This is a genomic window from Bacillus sp. JHAA, from assembly GCF_036961585.1.
GTDB classification, from domain to species: Bacteria; Bacillota; Bacilli; order Bacillales; family Bacillaceae; genus Bacillus; species Bacillus velezensis.
In genome coordinates this window covers 1-24,333 of sequence record NZ_JBAMDE010000011.1, presented here as the reverse complement: position 1 = coordinate 24,333, position 24,333 = coordinate 1, and the positions used below count along the sequence as shown (strand labels likewise).

Sequence of the window (24,333 nt, the reverse complement as noted above, 5' to 3'; positions counted from 1 at the left end):
GGGCCTACCTCCCTTTTTATCTTCGGATTAACCGATGTCACTTGCCTTTATCAATCAGAGACTACTCTTTCGTTACTGCGTCACGTTCAACGTCTGGAGATGCTGTTTCTTCCGGCGCTTCATCACCTGATAATGCAAGGCCGTCAGCTTGTTTCGCATCTTCCTCGTCTTCTAGATCTCTCATTTCTATTTCTTCTTCATCGCCTGAAAGGATTTTCACGTCCATACCTAAGCTTTGAAGCTCTTTGATCAATACTTTGAATGATTCCGGAACACCAGGCTCTGGAACATTGTCGCCTTTGACGATGGCTTCATATGTTTTCACACGTCCGACCACGTCATCGGACTTCACAGTCAGGATTTCTTGAAGCGTGTAAGCTGCGCCGTAAGCTTCAAGCGCCCAAACCTCCATCTCACCGAAACGCTGTCCGCCGAATTGGGCTTTACCGCCGAGAGGCTGCTGCGTAACAAGTGAGTAAGGACCTGTAGAACGGGCATGAAGTTTATCATCAACCATGTGTGCCAGTTTGATCATGTACATGATTCCGACAGATACACGGTTGTCAAACGGTTCTCCCGTACGGCCGTCATAAAGAACTGTTTTAGCGTCTCTTGACATGCCTGCTTCTTCAAGTGTTTCCCACACATCTTCTTCACGCGCGCCGTCAAATACAGGTGACGCGATGTGAATGCCGAGGTAGCGGGCAGCCATACCCATGTGAAGTTCTAATACCTGACCGATATTCATACGTGATGGTACACCCAGCGGGTTAAGCATGATATCGATCGGCGTGCCGTCAGGAAGGTAAGGCATATCTTCTTCAGGAAGAATCTTCGAGATAACCCCTTTGTTTCCGTGACGTCCGGCCATTTTATCACCTTCAGAAATCTTACGTTTCTGAACGATATATACGCGTACAAGCTGGTTCACTCCCGGAGGAAGTTCGTCGCCGTCTTCACGGTTGAAGACTTTTACGTCGTGGATAATTCCGCCGCCGCCGTGAGGCACACGGAGAGAAGTATCACGGACTTCACGCGCTTTTTCTCCAAAGATCGCATGCAGAAGGCGTTCTTCAGCCGTAAGCTCAGTTACACCTTTAGGCGTTACTTTACCTACGAGAAGGTCTCCGTCGTTGACTTCCGCACCGATACGGATAATTCCGCGGTCATCAAGATTGCGAAGCGCGTCTTCCCCTACGTTTGGAATATCACGGGTGATCTCTTCCGGCCCAAGCTTTGTATCACGTGCTTCTGATTCATATTCTTCAATGTGAATAGATGTGTATACATCATCTTTCACAAGGCGTTCACTCATGATGATGGCATCCTCATAGTTGTAACCATCCCATGTCATGAAGCCGACCATTACGTTGCGGCCGAGAGCAAGTTCACCAAGCTCCATTGAAGGTCCGTCAGCAAGGATTTCTCCTTTGACTACTTCATCGCCGACACTGACGATCGGACGCTGGTTGTAGCACGTACCTTGGTTGGAGCGGACAAATTTCAGCAAGCTGTACTTATCCAGGTTGCCTTTTACTTTTTGGCCGTCAATTTCTTCATAGCGGCGCACCCATACGTTTTTCGCTTCCACCCGTTCAACGATACCAGGGTGTTTACAAATAACGGCTGCACCGGAGTCTTTACCGGATACGTATTCCATACCCGTTCCGACGATCGGAGCTTCCGGCTGCATCAAAGGCACAGCCTGACGCTGCATGTTCGCTCCCATGAGGGCGCGGTTCGAGTCATCGTTTTCCAAGAACGGAATACATGCTGTCGCAGCAGATACAACCTGTTTAGGAGATACGTCCATGTAATCCACGCGGTTGCGGGCTACAACGGTGTTTTCCCCTCTGAAACGCGCTACGATGCTGTCATCCAAGAAAGAACCGTCATCGCTCAGCTTAGCATTCGCTTGGGCTACGACATAGTTATCCTCTTCATCAGCAGTCAGGTAGTCGATTCTAGGCGTTACTTTTCCTGTTTCAGGATCAACGCGGCGGTATGGCGTCTCAATGAAACCAAAGCGGTTTACTTTCGCAAATGATGACAATGAGTTGATCAAACCGATGTTCGGGCCCTCAGGCGTTTCAATCGGACACATACGGCCATAGTGAGAGTAGTGAACGTCACGTACTTCCATACCTGCGCGCTCACGTGTCAAACCGCCCGGTCCGAGAGCTGACAGACGGCGTTTGTGCGTCAATTCAGCAAGCGGGTTCGTCTGATCCATGAATTGAGAAAGCTGTGAGCTTCCGAAGAACTCTTTAATAGACGCAATAACAGGTCTGATGTTAATCAGCTGCTGCGGCGTAATTGTATTCGTGTCTTGAATAGACATTCTTTCACGTACGACACGTTCCATCCGGCTTAAACCGATACGGAATTGGTTTTGCAGGAGCTCACCTACAGAACGCAGACGGCGGTTTCCGAGATGGTCGATATCATCAGTGTCGCCCACTCCGTGCAGGAGGTTGAAGAAGTAGCTGATAGAAGAAATAATATCAGCAGGCGTAATGTTTTTAATCGCCTCTTCGATGTAAGCATTGCCGATCACATTGATCGTCTGCTCTCCTTCTGCATCGGTAGGAGCATAGATTTTAATGGATTGAAGCATCACTTCATCCTCGACAACGCCGCCGTTAGGATAAAGCTTTCTGAAGCCGATTCCATTTTCTAAGTATGGCAGTACTTTATCAAGTGTTCTTCTGTCAAGAATCTGCCCTTTTTCAGCGAGAATTTCACCGGTTTCCGGATCCACCAGTGTTTCTGCAAGGCGCTGGTTAAACAGGCGGTTCTTGATATGAAGCTTTTTATTAATTTTATAGCGTCCTACATTCGCAAGGTCGTATCGCTTCGGATCGAAGAAACGGGAATCCAGCAAGCTTTTTGCGTTTTCTACTGTAGGCGGCTCTCCGGGACGAAGGCGCTCATAGATTTCAAGAAGCGCTTTGTCACTGTTTTCAGTGTTGTCCTTATCCAGTGTATTGCGGAGATATTCGTTCTCACCAATGAGATCGAGAATCTCTTGGTCGGAACCGAAGCCGAGAGCACGCAAAAGAACCGTAACCGGCAACTTACGTGTGCGATCAATGCGGACATACACAACATCTTTCGCATCAGTTTCGTATTCTAACCATGCGCCACGGTTTGGAATGACAGTCGCGGTAAAACCTTTTTTACCGTTTTTGTCTACTTTACCACTGAAATATACACTTGGAGACCGAACAAGCTGAGATACGATAACACGTTCTGCACCGTTGATGATAAAAGTACCGGTATCAGTCATAATAGGGAAATCACCCATGAAGACATCCTGGTCTTTTACCTCTCCAGTTTCTTTGTTAATTAAACGAACCTTCACTCTCAGCGGAGCTGAGTAAGTCACATCACGTTCTTTTGACTCTTCAACGGGATACTTAGGATCTCCTAAACTGTAGTCAATGAACTCTAGAGAGAGGTTACCAGTGAAATCCTCAATTGGTGATATGTCTTGAAACATCTCTCTAAGACCCTCATCAAGAAACCACTGATAAGAAGAGGTTTGAATTTCAATGAGATTTGGTAATTCTAACACTTCGCTAATGCGAGCATAGCTTCTGCGCTGGCGGTGTCGTCCATACTGAACTAGTTGACCTGTCAACTGATTCACCCCTCAAATCATGCGTATTATATGTGTAATAAGCATCTCTTACAATAAAGAAATACTTTTACAAGACAAAAGAAAAAAGGGTTTCTAATTAAGAAAACCACATCCAAAAACAAATACCGATTTTATTAGCATTTCCATGTTTGTATAATTTATACATGCACTATGATTATTTCAGCATATCATGCAAAATATATACATTGGCATTTTACAATATTAACATAGCTGAAAATTCAAGTCAAACTTTTTTTGCTTTTATGATATAATAGCCTTTCTTTTTTTGAACCACAGAAACTTCGTCAAAAAGCTCCTTCAGTTTTTCAATGGCAGAAGGCCCGCCCTGTTTTTTCTGTATAACGATCCACAATTCACCTGAAGCCCTTAAATGCTCAGCGCTTTTTTCAAAAATGGCATGGACAACTTTTTTTCCGGCGCGGATTGGGGGGTTTGTAATAATAGAAGCAAATGTTTGAGCAGAATCAATATTTGAAAATAAATCACTCTGATAAATTCGAACGTTTTTTATTCCGTTTTTTTCTGCATTTTCATTTGACAGCTCTACGGCTCTTTCATTCACGTCAATCATGTGCACGGTCCGGTCTGTAAATTCACCGGCGAGTGACAGACCGATCGGGCCGTAACCGCAGCCTGCATCCAGGAAGTCACCATCGATCTCCGGCTCTTCAAACGCTTCAATTAAGACACGCGAACCGAAATCAACTTCCTTTTTCGAGAAAACGCCGCTGTCACTTGTGAATGTATAAGATCTGTTCCGCAGTGTAAATGACCATGTCTGTTTATCGCTTTTAACTGAAGGTTTTTCTGAATAATAGTGATCACTCATTATTAGAACCTCCTTTTATAATGGCACTTAAAGAAAAGCAAAGAAAAAGCCCGCCTCATAAAAGCGAGCTTCCCCTACAGGCAAGTGAAGATTACTTAACTTCTACAGAAGCGCCAACTTCTTCAAGTTTAGCTTTAAGCTCTTCAGCTTCTTCTTTCGCAATACCTTCTTTAAGTGGTTTTGGAGTGTTGTCAACAAGTTCTTTAGCTTCTTTCAAGCCAAGACCAGTGATTTCACGAACAACTTTGATAACTTTGATTTTCTGAGAACCTGCACCAGCAAGGATAAGGTCGAATTCGCTTTGCTCTTCAGCAGCGCCGCCAGCAGCAGCTCCGCCAGCTACAGCTACAGGAGCAGCAGCAGTTACGCCAAATTCTTCTTCGATTGCTTTTACTAGGTCGTTCAATTCAAGTACAGTTGCTTCTTTAACGGAAGCAATGATTTCTTCGATATTTAAAGCCATTTGAAATTCCTCCATTTGTTTTATTTTAGGGTAAAATCAGATTAAGCGCCTTGTTCTTCCTTTTGGTCTGCAACTGCTTTAGCTGCAAGTGCAAGGTTGCGAACTGGAGCTTGAAGTACGCTAAGCAACATAGAAAGTAAGCCATCGCGTGAAGGAAGTTCAGCAAGAGCTTTCACTTCTTCAACAGAAGATACTTTTCCTTCGATAACGCCCGCTTTGATTTCCAGAGCTTCGTGATTTTTCGCGAACTCGTTAAGAACTTTTGCCGGAGCGATAACATCTTCAGTACTGAATGCGATCGCATTCGGTCCAGTTAAGACATCATTCAAACCATCAAGTTCAGCTTGTTCAACCGCACGGCGAGTCATTGTGTTTTTGTACACTTTGAACTCTACGTTAGCTTCGCGAAGCTGTTTACGGAGTTCAGTTACTTCAGAAACGTTAAGTCCGCGGTAGTCAACGATGATCGTTGATTTGCTTTCTTTCAGTTTAGAAGCAATCTCTTCAACAACAACTTTTTTTGTATCAATTGCGCTGCTCATGGTTACACCTCCTGTAGATTTTGTGTAACACTTATACCGCTAGGTGATCACGACTGTGACGACGATTTCATATAAAAAGCCTCCATGTGGACATGGAGGCTGTATATACAAGCATACGTAACGTAATAGCTGTGATATATATACACCTCGGCAGGATATTAAGCCTCAACGGCCCCTGCTGTCTACGGTATAAATGACATATTATATTTTACAACATTTTGAATCATATCAGAATGCTGATCTAAAGTCAAATATTATTTTACGTTGAAAGTAGAAGCGTCTACTTTGACACCAGGGCCCATAGTAGAAGTAACGGCAACGTTTTTCACGTAAACACCTTTAGCCGCAGCCGGTTTTGCTTTCAGGATTGTATCATACATTGTTGTGAAGTTCTCAACAAGTTTTTCATCCTCGAAAGAAACTTTTCCGATCGGAACATGGATGTTACCAGCTTTGTCAACGCGGTATTCTACTTTACCAGCTTTGATTTCGCCGATTGCTTTTTCTACTTCGAATGTAACAGTTCCTGTTTTAGGGTTTGGCATAAGACCTTTTGGTCCAAGCACACGGCCGATTTTACCGACTTCACCCATCATGTCAGGAGTCGCAACGATTACATCGAATTCGAACCAGCCTTGCTGGATTTTCGCGATGTAATCAGAATCGCCAACGTAGTCTGCACCGGCAGCTTCAGCTTCTTTTGCTTTTTCGCCTTTAGCGAATACTAGCACGCGCTGAGTTTTACCAGTTCCGTTAGGAAGTACAACTGCACCGCGGATTTGCTGATCGTTTTTACGAGGGTCAACCCCTAAACGAAAAGCAACTTCAACTGTAGCGTCGAATTTAGCTGTGTTTGTTTTTTTAGTAAGCGCCACTGCTTCAGCGACGTCGTAAGCTTTCGCACGGTCTACAAGCTTCGCAGCTTCAACGTACTTTTTACCTTTTTTAGCCATTTTAAAATTTCCTCCTTATGTGGTTATAGCGGAATAACCTCCCACGAATAAGGGTTGCGAACTTGTGAAAACTCGCAACCCGACAAGAAACAAATTAATCCTCGATAACGATACCCATACTGCGGGCAGTACCTTCAACCATGCGCATTGCCGCTTCAACGTCTGCTGCGTTTAAGTCAGGCATTTTCGTTTCAGCGATTTCGCGAACCTTATCGCGCTTAACGGTTGCCACTTTATTACGGTTTGGTTCACCAGAACCAGACTCAATTCCAGCTGCTTTTTTAAGCAATACTGCAGCAGGCGGAGTTTTTGTAATAAATGTAAATGAACGGTCTTCGTAAACCGAAATTTCAACAGGAATGATTAAACCAGCTTGGTCAGCTGTACGAGCGTTAAACTCCTTACAGAATCCCATGATATTTACACCGGCTTGACCTAGTGCAGGTCCAACTGGCGGCGCTGGGTTAGCTTTTCCAGCAGGAATTTGCAATTTTACAACTTTTACTACTTTTTTAGCCACGAGACACACCTCCTTAAGTCCGTGATGTGGTAATAGGGTAAACCCTCCCACTCAAGGTTTCATTCTTTATATGAATGACGAAATATCAAGCTAGCTGCCTTGGATTAGTCCAAGACGTACCTTTGCTATATTATCATTAATATATAGCAATTTCAAGTTTTTTCACATTACAATTTGTCGATCTGGGTAAATTCCAGTTCAACCGGCGTTTCACGGCCGAACATGTTAACGAATACTTTCACTTTGCTCTTATCATAATCAATCTCTTCAATTGATCCTGTAAAGTTGGCGAAAGGTCCGTCTATGACTTTGACTGTCTCATTCAATTCAAAATCAATGTCGGTTTTCCGCTCATCCATGCCCATGCGTTTTAAGATGGTTTCCGCTTCGCCAGGAAGAAGCGGAGTCGGCTTTGAGCCTGAACCGGCTGATCCGACGAATCCGGTAACGCCCGGCGTGTTGCGGACCACATACCAGGAATCATCAGTCATGACGATTTCAACAAGCACATAACCCGGGAACACTTTCTTTTTGACTACTTTTTTCTTGCCGTTCTTAATATCAGTCTCTTCTTCTTCAGGGACGACAACGCGGAAAATTTTATCCTGCATTCCCATTGATTCCACACGTTTTTCAAGGTTCGCTTTTACTTTGTTTTCATAACCGGAATACGTATGAACGACATACCAATTCTTTTCCATTCTATCAGGACTCTGCAGTCCTTCCCTCCCCGCATTTAAAAATGAAGTGTAAAACAAAAAATAGGCTCAGGGCCTATGAATCCTTTTTTCAACAACACAATAAAAAACCCGCTGAACGGGTTTTGGCAAACGATATTATGATCTATTATAGCACGTATTGCTGATCATTATTCAACTATTAAACGAATTAATTGAGAAATTCCTGTATCAAGGAGGGCAAAAAAGATAACAAAAAAGATAACCGTTGAAATCACCGTGATCGTATAGCGCGTTAACTCTTTGCCTTTAGGCCAGCTAACCTTTTTCATTTCTTTCCCAACATCTTTAAAGAAACTCATCATGCGCATGTAAAAGACCTCCACAATTTAAAAAGCGAACACTATTTTGTTTCTAAATGAGCTGTATGTGAATTGCAAGTGCTGCAGTACTTCTTAACTTCTAACCGCTCAGCCGCTGATGCAGAGCTTTTCATTGTCGTATAATTACGATTTCCGCATGTTTTGCATGCCAGCGTAATCTTTTTTCTCATGTCGTTACACCTTTTCCTAAACATTCATTTATCTTAATAAAATAGCACAGTCAGAAAAATTCTGTCAATATGACACAGAAACCTGCTACAGGCTGATCTCTCTTATTTCTAAATACTTTTCAAGCTTGCGCTTCACGCGCTGCAGGGCATTATCGATTGATTTTACGTGTCGGTTTAAGTCATCTGAAATCTCTTGGTAACTTCTTCCGTCCAAGTACAAAACAAGCACCTTTCTCTCCAGATCGCTCAGCAGTTCTCCCATTTTCATTTCGATATCATCAAATTCTTCCTGATTAATAATCATCTCTTCAGGATTTAACGTTTTAGCGCCTGAAATGACATCAAGCAGTGTTCTGTCAGATTCTTCATCAAAAATAGGTTTGTCTAAAGAAACATAGGAATTTAAAGGAATGTGTTTCTGACGGGTAGCTGTCTTTATTGCGGTAATAATCTGGCGGGTAATGCATAATTCTGCAAAAGCTTTAAATGAAGTAAGCTTGTCCTCTCTAAAGTCTCGGATAGACTTATATAAGCCTATCATCCCTTCCTGTACAATATCTTCTCTGTCGGCCCCTATTAAAAAATAAGACCTTGCTTTCGCCCGTACAAAATTACGGTACTTCGTAATCAAGTAATCTAACGCATCACTATCCCCAACATGAACCTTTTCAATGACCTGCTCGTCCTCCAACTGGCAAAATTGCACTTTGTTGAACTTTCCCTTGCTGTTCTGTAGATTCACTGCGATCCCCCCGGCGCACGTAGATAGAAATATTATACATTAATGGGCGAAAAAGCGTCAACCTAATCCAGACCGCCTCGGCGCCACTTTTCAAACGTTTTCAAAACCTCTTCGGACAGCTCGATTTTACCCGGTGGTTTTTCAGAAGTGATCTTTGAAACCCGCCTTTGAATCCGGCGTTCTATCGTATCCACTTCCCTCAGGAGCTCCCGGGCGGATTTACGGAGAGCCCCTTGTCCGAAAATCGCCCACTGCTCCGTATAATCGGAGGTTGCGACATGAATCTGTGTCGCAATATTATTCAGCGCCTGGGCAAGCTTCTCGATCCGCTCATCCGCCGTTTCATTCTCCCGTGTGAAAATCACTTCGACTCTGTGATTCGTTTGTTTTTTCTCTATGCCTTTTACCAGGTGTGCGTCAAACACCACAATGACTCTGATTCCCGTGTAGGACTGATATTCCGCCATCTTCTGGATCAGTACATCTCTCGCTTCTTCAAAACTGTTCGCTTTTAAATCCTTTAGCTGCGGCCAAGCTCCAATCATGTTGTATCCGTCTACTAACAGGATGTCCATCTGTCTTCATTCCCCTAAAGGATTGCGCTTCCGGTAGACTTCATACATGAGAAGGCCGGCCGCTACCGACGCATTCAGAGAAGTGACTTTTCCGGCCATCGGAAGCTTAATGAGAAAATCACATTTCTCTTTCACAAGCCGGCCCATTCCTCTGCCTTCGCTTCCGATAACGAGCGCCAAAGGCATCTTGCCGTCCATAGAGCGGTAGTCTTCCCGGGCGGATGCATCCGTTCCGACGACCCAAATCCCCCGCTCCTTCATTTCATCAAGTGTCCGGGCAAGGTTGGTCACCTTCACGACGGGAATGTGTTCAATCGCACCGGTCGAAGCTTTTGCGACCGTCGAAGTCAGTCCGACCGCTCTGCGTTTCGGAATCACGATGCCGTGTGCACCGACAGCGTCAGCCGTTCTCATGATGGAACCGAGATTATGAGGGTCTTCCAGCTCGTCCAGTATGAGAAAGAAAGGCTGTTCGTTTCTCTCTTCCGCTCTTTTATATAATTCGTCTAATTGTGCATATTCATATGCCGCCACCTGGGCGACAACACCCTGATGCTGCCCCTCCACCATCTGATCGAGTTTTTTCCTCGGTACAAATTGAATGGTGACGCCGCGCTTTTTAGCAAGCTCCATAACTTGCTGGGCCTGTCCTTTTACTGTGTTTTCCGCCATCCATAACTTATACAGCTTGCGATCTGACTTCAACGTCTCAATCACCGCGTTTTTTCCTATGACGTAATCATGTTGCTGACTCATTTGTTTTCCTCCCTGACGTCCCGACTTGTATAGCCTCAGCAATCAGCTGATTCAGTCTTTCTTCTCTTTTCTCAAGAAAAAGGTATCCGAGTAAAGCCTCAAAAGCTGTACTATGGCGGTACGTCTGTACATCTGTGTTTTTAGGCGTCGTCCCTGATTTCGCGTTTCTGCCTCTTCTCAGCACGGCTTCCTCTTCCTCCGTGAAAAAGGATTCGTCCTGAAGGCGGAACAATATGTCTGCCTGTGATTTTGCCGATACAATCCGGCTCGCCTTCTTATGAAGGTCATTCGGTTTCGTAAAGCCCTGCTTAAGCAGGTGATGCCGGACGTATATTTCAAAAATGGCATCACCCATATAAGCAAGCGCAAGACCGTTTAACTGCTTTGAATCTTTGATTTGTTCAAATTGAAGCATCCGCTTACTCTCCCCGCTTCCAGCGAGTTCCCTGGGCCGTATCTTCAAGAATGATATTCATGCTTTTCAGCTGATCGCGAATCTGGTCTGACAAAGCAAAATCGCGATTGCGGCGGGCTTCATTTCTCTTCTCAATCAACTCTTCAATCTCTTCGTCGACAAGCTCTTCTTCGCCGAGCGTAAGTCCGAGAACAGATCCGATTCTGTCAAACATGCTGATAAAGGCTTTAATGACGTGATCCGCCGTATTGTCTTCCTGCATGTAGTAATTGGCGAGCTTCGCCAGATCAAACCAAACGGAAATCGCATTCGCCGTATTAAAATCATCATCCATTGCTTCTTCAAACGCAGTGCGGTGCTCTTCGATTTTAGCGAGCCATTCCTCATCATTGTCAGTCAGATTCGTGCTGCTAATCAAACGATGGTTTAAATTACTGTAGGCCGTCTTCAGGCGGTTAAACGCGTTTTTTGTTTTCTCAAGCAGCTCTTCCGAATAGTTGATCGGGTGGCGGTAATGAACGGACAGCATGAAAAATCTCAAAAGCTGCGGGTCATATTGCTTAATGATATCGTGCACCAAAACAAAGTTGCCGAGCGATTTTGACATTTTCTCATTATCGATATTGATATATCCGTTGTGAAGCCAGTATTTTGCGAATGTCTTGCCTGTTAATGCTTCAGATTGGGCGATTTCGTTTTCATGGTGCGGGAATGTCAGGTCCTGACCGCCGGCATGAATATCGATTTCGTCACCCAAATACTTTTTCACCATTGCGGAGCATTCAATATGCCAGCCAGGGCGGCCTTTTCCCCAAGGGCTATCCCATGAAATTTCTCCGTCCTTAGCAGCTTTCCAAAGAGCAAAGTCCAGCGCATCCTCTTTCTTCTCGCCGACACGGATACGCGCGCCTGATCTGAGTTCATCAATTGATTGCTGAGATAGTTTGCCGTACCCTTCGAAGGCCCTTGTTTTGAAATAGACGTCGCCTTCTGATTCATAAGCGTAGCCTTTTTTAATCAGTTCGCTGACAAATTCAATAATGGCGTCCATGTTTTCCATGACCCGGGGGTGAAGATCCGCTTTCCGGCATCCGAGGGCGCCCACGTCTTCAAAATACGCTTTAATGAACCGTTCAGAAACGGTCGGGACGTCCTCGCCGAGCTCGTTGGCCGCCTTAATCAGTTTGTCGTCAACATCGGTGAAATTCGATACGTATTGAACATCGTATCCTTTATACTCTAAATAGTTGCGTACGGTATCATACACAATCGCCGGACGGGCGTTTCCGATATGAATATAGTTGTATACAGTCGGTCCGCACACGTACATTTTTACTTTGCCTTCCTCAAGAGGAACGAATGTTTCCTTTTTCCGTGTCAATGTATTATAAAGTGTAATGGTCATTTTTGGTTGATCCTTTCTTTTTTATCTTCCAGTTCAGCCTGCAGTTCAAAAATCTGCTGCTCCAATGCTCTAAACCTGTCAGCAACCGGATCGGGCAAGTCTTGGTGATTGAGATCGCGTTTGATTTTTCTTCCGTTCTGAATGACGACTTTCCCCGGTATGCCGACAACGGTCGAAAAGTCGGGAACATCACGAAGCACAACGGAGCCGGCCCCTACTTTAGAACCCTGCCCGACCGTAATAGAGCCGAGCACCTTCGCTCCGGTTGCAATTAAAGCATCATCTTTTATGGTCGGATGCCGCTTCCCCTTTTCTTTTCCCGTTCCCCCGAGAGTGACACCTTGGAATACCGTCACGTTATTGCCGATTTCACATGTTTCCCCTATAACGACCCCCATACCGTGGTCAATGAAAAACCTTCTCCCGATGGTCGCGCCGGGATGGATTTCAATTCCGGTAAAGAAACGGGCAATCTGTGATATCAGGCGCGCCAGGAAGAAAAATCTCCGTTTATATAAAGCATGTGCAATCCGATGCGCCCATATAGCATGTAAACCAGAATAAGTTAAAACAACTTCGAAATAGCTTCTTGCTGCCGGATCTTGATCGAACACTGTATCTATGTCTTCTTTTAGCATTTTAAAAAACACATGCTTCCCCCCATTCTCTCCCCGCTCCAGTCTGTTTTTCCGCCTATAAAAAAAGCGCCTCTGCATGTAAACATGACAGAGACGCTTTTACCGCGCGGTTCCACTCTGTTTGAAAAACAAGTCACTGTTTTCCCAACTTAAAAGCCGGTAACGGCGGCGGCCGCCTTTAAATACTGATTTCCGCAGAAATGTTCTTCAAAGGTCTTAAGGGCGCACTTCTAAAACATGACGCATGAATCTCTCTCAGCCGATGAAGATTCTTTCTGTAATGGTCATTGTTTTATACTCTTCCCTGTCAACAATCGTATATTTAAATGCTTTTCAGGCGTCTGACGGCTGTTTCTCTGCCGATCAGCTCAATGGCCTGCGGAAGCTCAGGACCGTGTGTCTGACCGGTAACCGCTACGCGAATCGGCATGAACAGCTTTTTGCCTTTATGACCTGTTTCTTTCTGAACAGCTTTGATTGAGGCTTTGATCAGCTCAGGCGTAAATTCTTCAAGCTCTTCAAGCTTCGCAGCAAATACGCTGAGCACTTCAGGCACCTGTTCCTCTTCCAGAACGGCTTTTGCCTCTTGATTATACTCGATCTCATCTTTAAAGAACAAATCAGTCAGCTCGACAATTTCAGCGCCGTAGCTCAATTGCTCATGGTAAAGAGAAATTAATTTACGAACCCATTCCTGCTCCTCGGCAGAAAGCTCAGTGCCGACTTTTCCTGCTTTTTGCAGGTGCGGCAGGGTCAGCTCAACCACTTGATCAAGATCCAGCGCTTTGACGTATTGGTTGTTGACCCATTTCAGTTTATGCATATCAAACAGAGCCGGTGACTTAGACAAACGATTCACATCAAAAATTTCAATGAATTGTTCTCTTGTGAAAAGCTCTTCTTCACCGACGGGAGACCAGCCGAGAAGTCCGATAAAGTTAAACAGCGCTTCAGGCAGGTAACCCAGCTCATCATACTGCTCAATAAACTGGATAATTGATTCATCACGTTTACTTAATTTTTTGCGGCTTTCGTTTACGATAAGCGTCATATGTCCGAAGACAGGAACATCCCAGCCGAATGCCTGGAAAATCATGATCTGTTTCGGTGTATTTGAAATGTGATCCTCACCGCGGAGCACGTGCGTCATTTTCATTAAGTAATCGTCAATCGCGACGGCAAAGTTATACGTCGGTGTTCCGTCTTTTTTGACGATGACAAAGTCGCCGATGCCGTCTGATTCAAAAGAAATCTCGCCTTTTACGATATCGTTAAATGCGATGATTTTCCCTTCCGGCACGCGGAAACGGATGCTCGGCTGTCTGCCTTCGGCTAAAAACTGCTCCTGCTCTTCCTGAGTCAGGTTTCTGTGTTTGCCGGAATAGCGCGGCATTTCCCCGCGGGCGATTTGCTCTTCACGTTCTTTCTCAAGTTCTTCTTCCGTACAGAAACATTTATAAGCAAGCCCTTTTTCAAGAAGCTCTTCATAGTACTTTTTGTAAATGTCGTTACGCTCAGACTGGCGGTACGGGCCGTATTCTCCGCCGATATCCACACTTTCATCCCAGTCCATGCCGAGCCATTTCAAATAGTTGAGCTGGCTTTGCTCTCCGCCTTCAATATTTCGCTTTTTGTCCGTATCCTCAATCCGGATAATAAACTTTCCGCCTTGGCTGCGGGCAAATAAATAGTTAAAAAGCGCCGTTCTGGCGTTACCGATATGCAAATGTCCGGTCGGACTCGGTGCATAACGAACGCGTACTTCATTTCCCATGTTCAAATACTTCCTTTCATCTCGTCTGTAGCCTCTAGCCGAATATATGTATCTATTCTACCACCAAATAGACCGGGCATCAAAACAATGATCAGGCTTTTTGGATCAGAACGGTCGCCTGAGCGGCAATTCCTTCGGCTCTTCCGGTAAACCCGAGCTTTTCTGTCGTCGTCGCTTTTACGTTTACTTGAGAGACGTCTGCCTCAAGGCCTTCCGCTATCCGTTTTCTCATAGCATCAATATGCGGCGCCATTTTCGGCTTTTGCGCAATAATCGTGCAGTCTATATTTCCGAGTACGTACCCTTTTTCTTTTACAATGTTCCAGACATGCTGAAGCAGCTTAAAAGAGTCCGCATCCTTGAATTCCGGATCAGTATCCGGGAAATGCTTGCCGATATCTCCTTCACCTGCCGCTCCGAGACACGCGTCTGCGACTGTATGCAGCAATACATCAGCATCTGAATGTCCGAGCAGCCCCTTTTCATAAGGAATTTCAATTCCGCCGATGATGAGAGGACGGCCTTCCGTTAATTGATGCACATCAAATCCTTGTCCGATTCTAAACATTATGATTCCCACTTTCCGCTTTCATGATTGCTTCCGCAAATATCAGGTCATCCGGCGTTGTCAGCTTAATATTGGTATAGCTGCCTTCAACGATACTCACCTGATATCCATCAAGACGCTCGACGAGGCTGGCGTCATCCGTCCCTAAGAAGCCTTTGTTTTCCGCTTCCATATGCGCCGTCTTCAATAAAGAAAGACGAAAAGCTTGCGGCGTTTGAACGGCCCACAAGCTTGAACGATCAAAGGTCTCCGCAACCCGGGAGCCTTCCGCCCGTTTTATCGTGTCTTTCACAGGAACAGCCAGGACAGCCGCTCCCGCCTCCTCTGCTGTTTCCACGAGCTTATCGATATGCTGATGTGTGACAAACGGGCGCGCTCCGTCATGAACAAGGACGACCCAGTCCTTATCAATCACTTTCAGTCCTTCGTATACACTGTGCTGACGCTCCGCACCTCCGGTAACAAGCTCAATTTCCGTCTGAATCGGAAATTGGGCCAGCAGCTGGCGAAAATCTTCCCGTTCACTCTCGTTTATCACCAGGATTATTTTCTGACAGGGTGCGTGGCTTTCAAAAACCCGCAGTGTGTGTATAATAACAGGCGCACCTTTTAAGCTGATGAACAGCTTATTTTTCCCGGCCTTCATCCGTTTTCCTTGTCCGGCAGCCGGAATAACGACAACATACTCCATATGAACTCCCTCTTAAAGAGCTTTCTCAAGCAGCTTGGGCTTGGCAAAAATCATTCGTCCCGCCGCTGTCTGCAGTACGCTGGTTACGAGCACATCAATATGTTTCCCTATATAATTGCGGCCTTCTTCCACAACAATCATCGTCCCGTCATCCAAGTAAGCCACACCTTGATTATGCTCTTTCCCGTCCTTAATCACCTGCACATTCATCTCTTCGCCCGGAAGCACAACCGGCTTCACCGCGTTTGCAAGGTCATTAATATTCAGTACCGCAACCTTCTGAAGCTCACATACTTTATTTAAATTAAAATCATTCGTCACAACGACGCCGGATGTCAGCTTCGCAAGTTTGACAAGCTTGCTGTCAACCTCCTGAATGTCCTCGAAGTCGCCTTCATAAATTTCAACCGTAATATCCAGTTCCTTTTGAATGCGATTCAAGATATCCAGTCCGCGGCGTCCTCTGTTACGTTTTAAAACATCTGAAGAATCAGCGATATGCTGTAATTCCTCCAGCACAAATTGAGGAATGACAATGACGCCTTCTAAAAAGCCCGTCTGACAAATATCTGCAATTCTCCCATCAATAATAACACTTGTATCCAAGATTTTCAGCCTTTTATCCTGTTCCTCCTGCTCCTCATCAGCACTTCCCTTTTTCTTCTGCATTCTTGCAGAAATGGAGAAAAGACTGATCAGTTCATCCTTTTTCTTAAATCCGACTTGGAAGCCCAGGTAACCGAGAAAGAAAGCCAGAAAGACCGGAATGATGGTGCTGAATATACGGTACGGAATATTGTCCAGCGGAATCACGTTTACAATGAGATATGCGATGATAAGTCCAAAAACCAATCCGAGACTCCCGAATAACAGATCCGGCACCGGAGCTCTCAGCAAAGAATCTTCAATCCATTTTACCCAATTAATCACATATTCTGTCGTCCATATACTGATGAGAAAAAAGATAATAGCACCAATTGCAGCAGACGTATATGCGTTTGTTATTAAAGGTATGTCCTGTATATTTGACAGCACAAACAATTCAGGTATTAAAAAGATACCGACAACGCCGCCCACAATAATGAAGAACGCCTGAACTATTCGTTTTAACATACCTCCACCTCCTTTTAAGTAGCATTTTTTCAGCAGACTGTCAGAGCCTACAAATTCAGAATAAACAAAAACTAACAATAATATACCCGGATTCCGACAGGTTTAAGCGATTCTTAAAGCTGTCTATCTATATAGTGTTTTTCCTGAAGGCGTTTTAAGCCTTTTTTGATTTTTTTGGCGCGCACTTCGCCGATACCCTCAACATCATCAAGCTCTTCTACAGTGGCTTCCGTTATGCTTGGCAAAAATCCGAACGCCTCAACCACATTTTCAACAATCGGCATCGGCAGACGCGGAATTTTGTTCAGCAGCCTGTATCCTCTCGGGAGCACATAATCATCAATATTGGTAGAAGCCGGATATCCAAGCAGCTTAAACAGAATGGAATCATCAAGCAGGTCATAGCTGGACATATCCTGAAGCTCTTTTAACAGCACGAACGGATCTTTGATTTTTTCTTTGACATAGTCTTTGATGAAAAGTGCCGCCTCTTCTTCCATGTCCGTAATCAGTTCAATCACCTGCAGACGGATTAAGTGGCCTTCCGTTCCGAGTTCTTTAATATACATATTGATTTCATTTTTTATTCGGAGCACCATTTCATATCGATGCATGACGGACAGCACGTCACTGAATGTCACAAGCTCCTCAAACTCTAATGCGTTTAAAGCCGTAATCGTTTTGTCTAAAATGGTTTTATACTTCTCAAGCGTTTGAATGGCCTGATTTGCCTTTGTTAAAATAAATCCTATGTCCTTTAGTGTGTACTTCATGCTGTCCTGATATAACGTAATGACATTTCTGCGCTCAGAAATGGCTATGACGAGACAGCCGGTCTGCTTCGCCACCCGTTCCGCCGTACGGTGCCTCATTCCCGTTTCTGAAGAAGAAATGGTCGCTTCCGGCATAAGCTGCGTATTCGCATAAAGAATTTTCTGGCCGGAATCACTTAAAATAATGGCACCGTCCATTTTGGCCAGCTCGTATAAGTGAGCGGGCGCAAATGATGTATTAATATGAAAACCGCCATCCACGACTTGCTTTACCTTATCATTGTATCCGACAACAATCAGGCCGCCTGTATTTGCCCGAAGTACATTCTCTATCCCGGCTCTGAGCGGGGTGCCCGGTGCAACGAACTGCAGAATTGCAGACAGGTCAAGCTCTTGTTTCGCCCCTTTTTTCTCTTTTTCCATCTATTATGATCCTCCTAATGAAGTACGAAGCGCTTCTGCAACATTTGCTACTCCGACAACCTCAATCCCTTTTGGTATTGTCCACCCGTCTGCATTCGCCTCAGGTATGATCATGCGCTTGAAGCCGAGTTTCGCCGCTTCCTTTACGCGCTGTTCGATTCTTGACACCCTGCGGACTTCTCCTGTCAGACCCACTTCACCGATAAAGCAATCTGCGGGATTCGGCGGTGTATCTCTGAAGCTTGAGGCAATGCTGACGGCTACTGCCAAATCAATCGCTGGTTCATCCAGTTTGACCCCGCCGGCGACCTTTAAATACGCATCTTGATTTTGAAGCAACAGACCCACCCGCTTCTCAAGCACAGCCATAATTAACGATACCCTGTTGTGGTCAATGCCTGTAGCCATGCGGCGCGGGTTTCCAAAACTGGTCGGTGAAATGAGCGCCTGGATTTCAACCAGAATCGGTCTCGTTCCTTCCATTGACGCAACGATACTCGAACCCGATGCCCCGGCAGAACGCTCTTCCAAGAAAATTTCAGAAGGGTTCAGCACTTCCGTAAGCCCCTCTTCCCGCATTTCAAAGATGCCCATTTCATTTGTGGAGCCGAAACGGTTTTTTACGGCCCGCAAAATACGGAATGTATGGTGCCGCTCTCCTTCAAAGTATAGAACGGTATCGACCATGTGCTCAAGCAATCTCGGCCCCGCGATCGATCCTTCTTTTGTGACATGTCCGACGATAAAAATAGGTATGCCGTTTGTTTTCGCGATTTTCATCAATTCGGCCGTACACTCTCTTACTTGTGATACACTGCCGGGAGCTGAGGTGATATCACTTTGATAAACGGTCTGAATGGAGTCTACGACAACAAATGCGGGTTTCATCTCTTGTATAGCAGACGAAATATACTCCATATCGGTTTCAGATAAAACATGTAACATTTGGCTGTTGATTCCAAGTCTGTCGGCGCGCAGCTTCGTTTGCTTCACGGATTCTTCCCCTGAAATGTAAAGCACGCTGCCGGCCGTATCTGCTAATTGTGCGGATACTTGGAGAAGGAGCGTTGATTTTCCGATCCCGGGATCGCCGCCGATTAATACTAACGAGCCTTTCACAACGCCGCCGCCAAGCACTCTGTTGAATTCTTCGAGCTTTGTTTGAACGCGGGGTTCTTCCGATGTTTCAATTGATGTAATGGGTGATGGTTTCTGGACGGTTTGAACGGAGTGGGAGAAAGCCGCCCGCCGATTCGCCGGCGCTTTTTTTATGGTTTCTTCCACCATTGTATTCCAAGCCCCGCAGCCCGGGCACTTTCCCATCCACTTTGCGGATTCATAACCGCATGAGTGGCAGATGAATTTTGTTTTTGATTTAGCCATATATGTTGTAAGACCTCTTCCTTATCGAATATTTCTCTATATAACAAAGTGAGGCATACACTTGCTTACGTATGCCTCATGTTTGTCACTATATTAGTTCGTTTTAGCAGTTGTTTTTACGACAAATTCGCCGTCCTCAACATCAAGAACAATGTGCTGGCCTTTATCAATATTGCCTCTGAGGAGTTCTTCTGATAACCGGTCCTCCACATGCTTTTGAATCGCTCTTCTTAACGGACGTGCGCCGTATTCCAAATCGACGCCCTCTTCTGCCACTTTTGCTTTTGCAGCATCCGTCAGCTCGATAGAGAGATCTTGTTCTTTCAGACGTTTTGTTAACTGATCAGACATAAGCGACACGATGTCTGTAAGGTGTTTTTTCTCAAGGGAGTGGAAGACGATAATTTCGTCAATCCGGTTGATAAACTCAGGTCTGAAGGCACGCTTCAGCTCTCCCATGACTTTGTCTTTCATGTCTTTATGGTTTTGTGATTCATCCTGCACATTGAAGCCCACATATTTGTTGCGTTTCAGCTCGCTCGCTCCGACGTTTGACGTCATAATCAGGATCGTGTTGCGGAAATCCACAGTGCGTCCTTTTGAATCAGTCAAGCGTCCGTCTTCAAGCACTTGCAGGAGTATGTTAAACACATCAGGATGCGCTTTTTCAATTTCATCAAGCAATACGACAGAATAAGGTTTTCTTCTCACTTTTTCTGTCAGCTGACCGCCTTCATCATAGCCGACATATCCCGGAGGAGAACCGACAAGACGTGAAGTCGAGTGTTTCTCCATGTATTCGGACATATCCACTCTGATCATCGCTTCCTCATCACCGAAAATGGATTCCGCCAGCGCTCTTGCCAGCTCTGTCTTCCCAACGCCTGTAGGGCCTAGGAAGATGAATGAACCAATCGGGCGTTTCGGGTCCTTCAGACCGGCTCTTGCACGTCTGACGGCCTTTGCAACGGCTACAACAGCTTCATCCTGGCCGATGACGCGGGAGTGCAGAATGTTTTCCATATTGAGAAGCTTATCTGTTTCCGTTTGGGCAATTTTAGATACAGGCACCCCGGTCCAGCTGGATACAACCATCGCGATATCCTCTACAGAAACTTCGGAGTTCTCCTGGCCTTGTTTTTCTTTCCAGGTTTTTTTCGTGTCTTCCACCTGTTCTCTCAGGCGCTGCTCCGTATCACGAAGGGAAGCCGCTTTTTCAAACTCCTGGCTCTGAACGGCAGCGTCTTTTTCCTTGCGAACTTCATCGAGTTTCTGCTCAAGCTCTTTTAAGTTCGGAGGCGTTGTGAACGAACGGAGACGCACTTTTGAACCGGCTTCATCAATTAAATCGATCGCTTTATCCGGAAGGAAGCGGTCAGAAATATAACGGTCGGACAATTTTACCGCCGCTTCAATCGCTTCATCGGTAATGGATACGCGGTGATGCGCTTCATAGCGGTCACGAAGCCCTTTTAAAATTTGAATGCTTTCATCGGCTGAGGGCTGATCCACCTGAATCGGCTGGAAACGGCGCTCGAGAGCGGCGTCTTTTTCGATATATTTACGGTATTCATCAAGCGTTGTCGCACCGATGCATTGAAGCTCTCCGCGGGCCAGTGAAGGTTTTAAGATATTCGACGCGTCAATCGCACCTTCTGCTCCCCCCGCTCCGATCAGTGTATGCAGTTCGTCAATGAATAAAATAATATTGCCGGCCTGACGTATTTCATCCATTACTTTTTTCAAGCGGTCTTCAAATTCTCCGCGGTATTTCGTACCGGCTACAACCGTACCCATGTCTAATGTCATTACGCGTTTATCACGTAAAATTTCCGGCACTTCATTATTGATGATCTGCTGTGCGAGGCCTTCAGCAATCGCAGTTTTACCTACACCCGGTTCTCCGATAAGAACGGGGTTATTCTTCGTTCTGCGGCTTAATACCTCAATAACACGCTGAATTTCTTTGCTTCGGCCGATAACCGGATCAAGACTGTCTTCCTTCGCAATCGCAGTTAAATCACGCGCCAGACTGTCCAGCGTCGGCGTGTTTGCATTGCTGTTCGTACCGGATGCAGAAGATCCCGTCTCATTGCTTCCCAGAAGCTGCAGCACTTGCTGTCTCGCCTTATTCAAGCTGACACCGAGATTATTCAGAACTCTCGCCGCTACGCCTTCTCCTTCACGAATCAGTCCGAGAAGTATGTGTTCTGTTCCCACATAAGAATGTCCTAGCTTTCTGGCTTCATCCATGCTGAGCTCAATGACTTTTTTTGCTCTTGGCGTATAATGAATCGTTTGAGACATTTCCTGTCCCCGTCCGATTAAGCTCTCCACTTCTTTCTGAATTTTATCCGAACCGAGTCCGAGTGCTTGGAGTGCTTTAGCCGCAATCCCTTCTCCTTCACGAACCAGACCTAATAAGATATGTTCAGTTCCAATATTGTTATGGCCTAAGCGCAGTGCTTCTTCCTGTGCCAGTGCCAATACCTTTTGAGCTCGCTCTGTAAACCTTCCAAACATCATATCGAATCATCCTCCTGTCTATTTGCACTCATTTCTAAATGCAGCCTTTCCCTGATAAGAGCCGCTCTTCTCGCGTCTCTTTCGTTCGGCCGTAATGCACCGCCCGAATATTGCTGGAGAAAACCCGGCTGTGTCAAAATCATCAGTTCATTAAGTATATTGCTTGATAGCCCTTTAATGATCCCCAGGTCTATCCCCAGCCGAACGTCAGAAAGGCATTTCGCCGTTTCCTTTGATTCAATCATACGGCAGTTGGATAAAACACCGTAAGACCTGAATACCCGGTCCTCCAATTCAATTTTCGAGGTTTGGTAAAGCGCTTCTCGGGCTGAACGTTCCTGCTCAATCAGCTGGGCAGCCACACTGTTTAAATCATCGACAATGTCCTGTTCTGATTTTCCGAGTGTGATTTGATTTGAAATTTGAAAGATATTTCCTAATGCTTCGCTGCCTTCACCGTAAATTCCTCTAACAACTAAACCTAATTGGTTAATTGCCGGTATAATTCGATTCATTTGCCTAGTTAATACAAGGCCCGGCAAATGCATCATGACTGAAGCCCTTAGTCCCGTCCCTACATTTGTAGGACAGCTTGTTAAGTACCCTCTCTTCTCTCCAAAGGCGTAATCCACTTTCTCCTCAATCCAGTCATCAACCTGGTTTGCCGCTTTTATGGCATTGAGAAGCTGGAAGCCGGGGAAGAGGCATTGAATTCTGATATGATCTTCTTCATTTAACATAATGCTGACTTCTTCATTTTCAGAAAGCAGACAGCCGCCAAAAGGGGATTCCGTTAAATTCGGGCTGATCAGATGTTTCTCCATCAGCACCCGTTTTTCCAAAGGCTGAGCTTCACTCATTCTGATTAAATGAAATTGACCGATATCAGGCAGTTCTTTTCCTGAAAAGTGATCTTCGAATTGCTGAATGATGGATGAGGCTTCTTCATTCGTATACCGGGCGGGAAACTTTATATTTTCAAAGTTTCGGGCCAACCGTATACGGCTGCTGAGTACAATGTCACTTTCAGGTCCCTTTTGCTTCATCCAATTGCTTAGTGCGTCCTGAATAAAATGCTTGAGCGACATTACCCTTGTTCCCCCTCACTGTCTTTACTTTTTAACTTCTGCTCTAACGATCGGATCTGATCCCTGACCTCCGCTGCTCTTTCAAACTCTTCGTGGTGTATTAAAGATTCAAGTTCTTTTTTTAACATTTCCATTTGCCGTCTTACATGCAGGTTTCCGCCTATTCGTTTTGGAATTTTCCCGGCATGCACCGTATTCCCGCTGTGAACTTTTCGCAAGATCGGCGTAATTTGGCTGTAGAACGTATCGTAACATTCCGCACAGCCGAAACGCCCTGTTTTTCTCAGCTGCTGAAACGTCATACCGCATTTCTTACAAGCTGTGCCTTGCTCTGAGTAGCCGAACATTTGAGAACCGGTGTTTTGAAATGAAGACTCCATATTCAGCAGCCCTGATAATAAATTATGGATCGAGAACCCTTGGTTTCCACTTATACTGTATGAATCGCTATTTTCTTTTGCACATTGTTCACAAATATGAACTTCTTGTTTTTCTCCATTAACAACTTTCGTAAAGTGAAAAGTGGCCGGTCTCTCATTGCATTCTTGACAAATCAATCTTTTCACCCGCTTACTTTAGTTTTAAAGATGTGAGCATTGCTTTCATCATTCTGGCTCTTAGTTCATCCCGTTCGGGCAAATCAATATATAGAACTGAACGATCCATTACACTCACCATCATTTTAGCTTCTCTTTCCGAAATAACTCCGTCCTCTAACAGTCTGAGAATAATGTCATCAGAGGCTGCCTGGGACAAGTGGGTATGAATCTGCGAAATAATATTATTGATGAGGACGACTTCGTTATTCATTTTAATTTTGATAATACGAATATAACCGCCGCCTCCCCGTTTACTTTCAACAATATATCCTCTTTCACTTGTAAATCTGGTGTTGATGACATAATTTATTTGGGAAGGAACACATTGAAATTTATCAGCGATTTCACTGCGTTTGATCTCTAAAATTTCTTTGCCATTTTGATCTAATACTTGTTTCAAGTACTGTTCAATGATGTCAGAAATATTATGTCCCACTCAACCCCCTCCTTTATTGACTTTGACTATATTTGACTTTAATCTTACTATAAGGTGTTTCGCAAAATTTTTCAACTGTATCGCTCTATCTCTATTATTTCCACTTTGCACAAGCATAAAACCTGCTTTTGCAAAAAGGCATATCGTTACGTTTCTCATATTATATAACGTATGCAGAAAAACACAAAAAAGGCAGCTCATGATGAGCTGCCTTTACCGTAATGATA

At 45.0% G+C, this 24,333-nt stretch carries 25 protein-coding genes and 2 other annotated features; all 25 genes read right to left on the bottom strand.

The window, feature by feature from the left end; genetic code table 11:
• Positions 1–61: 61 nt before the first annotated feature.
• Positions 62–3,643 (bottom strand): DNA-directed RNA polymerase subunit beta, encoded by a 3,582-nt coding sequence (gene rpoB, locus V7728_RS19215; RefSeq protein WP_003156440.1) that lies wholly within the window; start codon positions 3,641–3,643, stop codon positions 62–64.
• Positions 3,644–3,887: 244 nt separating this feature from the next.
• Positions 3,888–4,493, bottom strand: coding sequence for a class I SAM-dependent methyltransferase (locus V7728_RS19210; RefSeq protein WP_007410397.1), 606 nt, complete (start codon positions 4,491–4,493; stop codon positions 3,888–3,890).
• 91 nt (positions 4,494–4,584) lie between these two features.
• Positions 4,585–4,956 (bottom strand): 50S ribosomal protein L7/L12, encoded by a 372-nt coding sequence (gene rplL, locus V7728_RS19205; RefSeq protein ID WP_003156436.1) that lies wholly within the window; start codon positions 4,954–4,956, stop codon positions 4,585–4,587.
• 41 nt (positions 4,957–4,997) lie between these two features.
• Positions 4,998–5,498 (bottom strand): 50S ribosomal protein L10, encoded by a 501-nt coding sequence (gene rplJ / locus V7728_RS19200; protein ID WP_007410396.1) that lies wholly within the window; start codon positions 5,496–5,498, stop codon positions 4,998–5,000.
• 63 nt (positions 5,499–5,561) lie between these two features.
• Positions 5,562–5,704 (bottom strand) — a sequence feature (ribosomal protein L10 leader region).
• A 48-nt stretch (positions 5,705–5,752) separates the two neighbouring features.
• Positions 5,753–6,451: a 50S ribosomal protein L1 gene (gene rplA, locus V7728_RS19195; RefSeq protein WP_003156431.1), complete on the bottom strand. Its 699-nt coding sequence runs from the start codon at positions 6,449–6,451 to the stop codon at positions 5,753–5,755.
• Positions 6,452–6,545: 94 nt separating this feature from the next.
• A complete protein-coding gene (gene rplK / locus V7728_RS19190; RefSeq protein ID WP_003156430.1) occupies positions 6,546–6,971 on the bottom strand; it encodes a 50S ribosomal protein L11 in 426 nt (141 codons plus the stop codon).
• A gap of 167 nt (positions 6,972–7,138) precedes the next feature.
• The gene (gene nusG, locus V7728_RS19185) at positions 7,139–7,672 is read right to left on the bottom strand and encodes a transcription termination/antitermination protein NusG (RefSeq protein ID WP_003156423.1); all 534 of its coding nucleotides are present in this window, start codon (positions 7,670–7,672) and stop codon (positions 7,139–7,141) included.
• A 167-nt stretch (positions 7,673–7,839) separates the two neighbouring features.
• A complete protein-coding gene (secE, locus tag V7728_RS19180; RefSeq protein ID WP_003156422.1) occupies positions 7,840–8,019 on the bottom strand; it encodes a preprotein translocase subunit SecE in 180 nt (59 codons plus the stop codon).
• A 32-nt stretch (positions 8,020–8,051) separates the two neighbouring features.
• Positions 8,052–8,201 (bottom strand): 50S ribosomal protein L33, encoded by a 150-nt coding sequence (gene rpmG, locus V7728_RS19175; RefSeq protein WP_003156421.1) that lies wholly within the window; start codon positions 8,199–8,201, stop codon positions 8,052–8,054.
• Between the two features lie 85 nt (positions 8,202–8,286).
• Complete coding sequence (sigH, locus tag V7728_RS19170) at positions 8,287–8,943, bottom strand: RNA polymerase sporulation sigma factor SigH (RefSeq protein ID WP_003156415.1); 657 nt, start codon at positions 8,941–8,943, stop codon at positions 8,287–8,289.
• A gap of 62 nt (positions 8,944–9,005) precedes the next feature.
• On the bottom strand, positions 9,006–9,518 hold the full coding sequence (rae1, locus tag V7728_RS19165) for a ribosome-dependent mRNA decay endonuclease Rae1/YacP (protein WP_003156414.1): 513 nt from the start codon (positions 9,516–9,518) through the stop codon (positions 9,006–9,008).
• 6 nt (positions 9,519–9,524) lie between these two features.
• Positions 9,525–10,274, bottom strand: coding sequence for a 23S rRNA (guanosine(2251)-2'-O)-methyltransferase RlmB (gene rlmB, locus V7728_RS19160; protein ID WP_003156413.1), 750 nt, complete (start codon positions 10,272–10,274; stop codon positions 9,525–9,527).
• A complete protein-coding gene (locus tag V7728_RS19155) occupies positions 10,258–10,689 on the bottom strand; it encodes a Mini-ribonuclease 3 (RefSeq protein WP_003156412.1) in 432 nt (143 codons plus the stop codon). The genes rlmB and V7728_RS19155 overlap by 17 nt, the downstream gene beginning before the upstream one ends.
• 4 nt (positions 10,690–10,693) lie before the next feature.
• A complete protein-coding gene (gene cysS, locus V7728_RS19150; RefSeq protein WP_003156411.1) occupies positions 10,694–12,094 on the bottom strand; it encodes a cysteine--tRNA ligase in 1,401 nt (466 codons plus the stop codon).
• Positions 12,091–12,744: a serine O-acetyltransferase gene (gene cysE, locus V7728_RS19145; RefSeq protein ID WP_003156410.1), complete on the bottom strand. Its 654-nt coding sequence runs from the start codon at positions 12,742–12,744 to the stop codon at positions 12,091–12,093. Before cysE ends, cysS begins: the two co-directional genes overlap by 4 nt.
• 74 nt (positions 12,745–12,818) lie before the next feature.
• Positions 12,819–13,052 (bottom strand) — a binding site (T-box leader).
• 2 nt (positions 13,053–13,054) lie between these two features.
• Positions 13,055–14,506 carry a glutamate--tRNA ligase gene (gene gltX, locus V7728_RS19140; RefSeq protein WP_007410392.1) on the bottom strand — a complete coding sequence of 484 codons (1,452 nt, stop codon included), beginning with the start codon at positions 14,504–14,506 and terminating at the stop codon, positions 13,055–13,057.
• Between the two features lie 91 nt (positions 14,507–14,597).
• Entirely contained in the window at positions 14,598–15,074 is a 477-nt protein-coding gene (gene ispF, locus V7728_RS19135) for a 2-C-methyl-D-erythritol 2,4-cyclodiphosphate synthase (RefSeq protein WP_003156407.1), read from the bottom strand.
• Positions 15,067–15,765 carry a 2-C-methyl-D-erythritol 4-phosphate cytidylyltransferase gene (ispD, locus tag V7728_RS19130; RefSeq protein WP_007410391.1) on the bottom strand — a complete coding sequence of 233 codons (699 nt, stop codon included), beginning with the start codon at positions 15,763–15,765 and terminating at the stop codon, positions 15,067–15,069. Before ispD ends, ispF begins: the two co-directional genes overlap by 8 nt.
• Positions 15,766–15,777: 12 nt before the next feature.
• Complete coding sequence (locus V7728_RS19125) at positions 15,778–16,878, bottom strand: PIN/TRAM domain-containing protein (RefSeq protein WP_003156403.1); 1,101 nt, start codon at positions 16,876–16,878, stop codon at positions 15,778–15,780.
• A 113-nt stretch (positions 16,879–16,991) separates the two neighbouring features.
• A complete protein-coding gene (gene disA / locus V7728_RS19120) occupies positions 16,992–18,074 on the bottom strand; it encodes a DNA integrity scanning diadenylate cyclase DisA (protein WP_007615225.1) in 1,083 nt (360 codons plus the stop codon).
• Positions 18,075–18,077: 3 nt separating this feature from the next.
• Positions 18,078–19,457 carry a DNA repair protein RadA gene (gene radA, locus V7728_RS19115; RefSeq protein WP_014304212.1) on the bottom strand — a complete coding sequence of 460 codons (1,380 nt, stop codon included), beginning with the start codon at positions 19,455–19,457 and terminating at the stop codon, positions 18,078–18,080.
• 93 nt (positions 19,458–19,550) lie between these two features.
• Positions 19,551–21,983: an ATP-dependent protease ATP-binding subunit ClpC gene (gene clpC, locus V7728_RS19110; protein WP_015239036.1), complete on the bottom strand. Its 2,433-nt coding sequence runs from the start codon at positions 21,981–21,983 to the stop codon at positions 19,551–19,553.
• Entirely contained in the window at positions 21,980–23,071 is a 1,092-nt protein-coding gene (locus V7728_RS19105) for a protein arginine kinase (RefSeq protein ID WP_003156398.1), read from the bottom strand. The genes clpC and V7728_RS19105 overlap by 4 nt, the downstream gene beginning before the upstream one ends.
• Positions 23,071–23,628, bottom strand: coding sequence for a UvrB/UvrC motif-containing protein (locus tag V7728_RS19100; protein ID WP_007410387.1), 558 nt, complete (start codon positions 23,626–23,628; stop codon positions 23,071–23,073). The genes V7728_RS19105 and V7728_RS19100 overlap by 1 nt, the downstream gene beginning before the upstream one ends.
• A gap of 13 nt (positions 23,629–23,641) precedes the next feature.
• Positions 23,642–24,106: a transcriptional regulator CtsR gene (gene ctsR, locus V7728_RS19095; protein WP_003156396.1), complete on the bottom strand. Its 465-nt coding sequence runs from the start codon at positions 24,104–24,106 to the stop codon at positions 23,642–23,644.
• Positions 24,107–24,333 lie beyond the last annotated feature (227 nt).

Bases quoted from the DNA above. Each gene is read 5' to 3' on its own strand.
- V7728_RS19210 (WP_007410397.1), bottom strand. From the start codon at position 4,493: ATGAGTGATCACTATTATTCAGAAAAACCTTCAGTTAAAAGCGATAAA.
- rplL (WP_003156436.1), bottom strand. From the start codon at position 4,956: ATGGCTTTAAATATCGAAGAAATCATTGCTTCCGTTAAAGAAGCAACT.
- rplJ (WP_007410396.1), bottom strand. From the start codon at position 5,498: ATGAGCAGCGCAATTGATACAAAAAAAGTTGTTGTTGAAGAGATTGCT.
- rplA (WP_003156431.1), bottom strand. From the start codon at position 6,451: ATGGCTAAAAAAGGTAAAAAGTACGTTGAAGCTGCGAAGCTTGTAGAC.
- nusG (WP_003156423.1), bottom strand. From the start codon at position 7,672: ATGGAAAAGAATTGGTATGTCGTTCATACGTATTCCGGTTATGAAAAC.
- secE (WP_003156422.1), bottom strand. From the start codon at position 8,019: ATGCGCATGATGAGTTTCTTTAAAGATGTTGGGAAAGAAATGAAAAAG.
- rpmG (WP_003156421.1), bottom strand. From the start codon at position 8,201: ATGAGAAAAAAGATTACGCTGGCATGCAAAACATGCGGAAATCGTAAT.
- rae1 (WP_003156414.1), bottom strand. From the start codon at position 9,518: ATGGACATCCTGTTAGTAGACGGATACAACATGATTGGAGCTTGGCCG.
- rlmB (WP_003156413.1), bottom strand. From the start codon at position 10,274: ATGAGTCAGCAACATGATTACGTCATAGGAAAAAACGCGGTGATTGAG.
- V7728_RS19155 (WP_003156412.1), bottom strand. From the start codon at position 10,689: ATGCTTCAATTTGAACAAATCAAAGATTCAAAGCAGTTAAACGGTCTT.
- cysS (WP_003156411.1), bottom strand. From the start codon at position 12,094: ATGACCATTACACTTTATAATACATTGACACGGAAAAAGGAAACATTC.
- gltX (WP_007410392.1), bottom strand. From the start codon at position 14,506: ATGGGAAATGAAGTACGCGTTCGTTATGCACCGAGTCCGACCGGACAT.
- ispF (WP_003156407.1), bottom strand. From the start codon at position 15,074: ATGTTTAGAATCGGACAAGGATTTGATGTGCATCAATTAACGGAAGGC.
- ispD (WP_007410391.1), bottom strand. From the start codon at position 15,765: ATGGAGTATGTTGTCGTTATTCCGGCTGCCGGACAAGGAAAACGGATG.
- V7728_RS19125 (WP_003156403.1), bottom strand. From the start codon at position 16,878: ATGTTAAAACGAATAGTTCAGGCGTTCTTCATTATTGTGGGCGGCGTT.
- disA (WP_007615225.1), bottom strand. From the start codon at position 18,074: ATGGAAAAAGAGAAAAAAGGGGCGAAACAAGAGCTTGACCTGTCTGCA.
- radA (WP_014304212.1), bottom strand. From the start codon at position 19,457: ATGGCTAAATCAAAAACAAAATTCATCTGCCACTCATGCGGTTATGAA.
- clpC (WP_015239036.1), bottom strand. From the start codon at position 21,983: ATGATGTTTGGAAGGTTTACAGAGCGAGCTCAAAAGGTATTGGCACTG.
- V7728_RS19105 (WP_003156398.1), bottom strand. From the start codon at position 23,071: ATGTCGCTCAAGCATTTTATTCAGGACGCACTAAGCAATTGGATGAAG.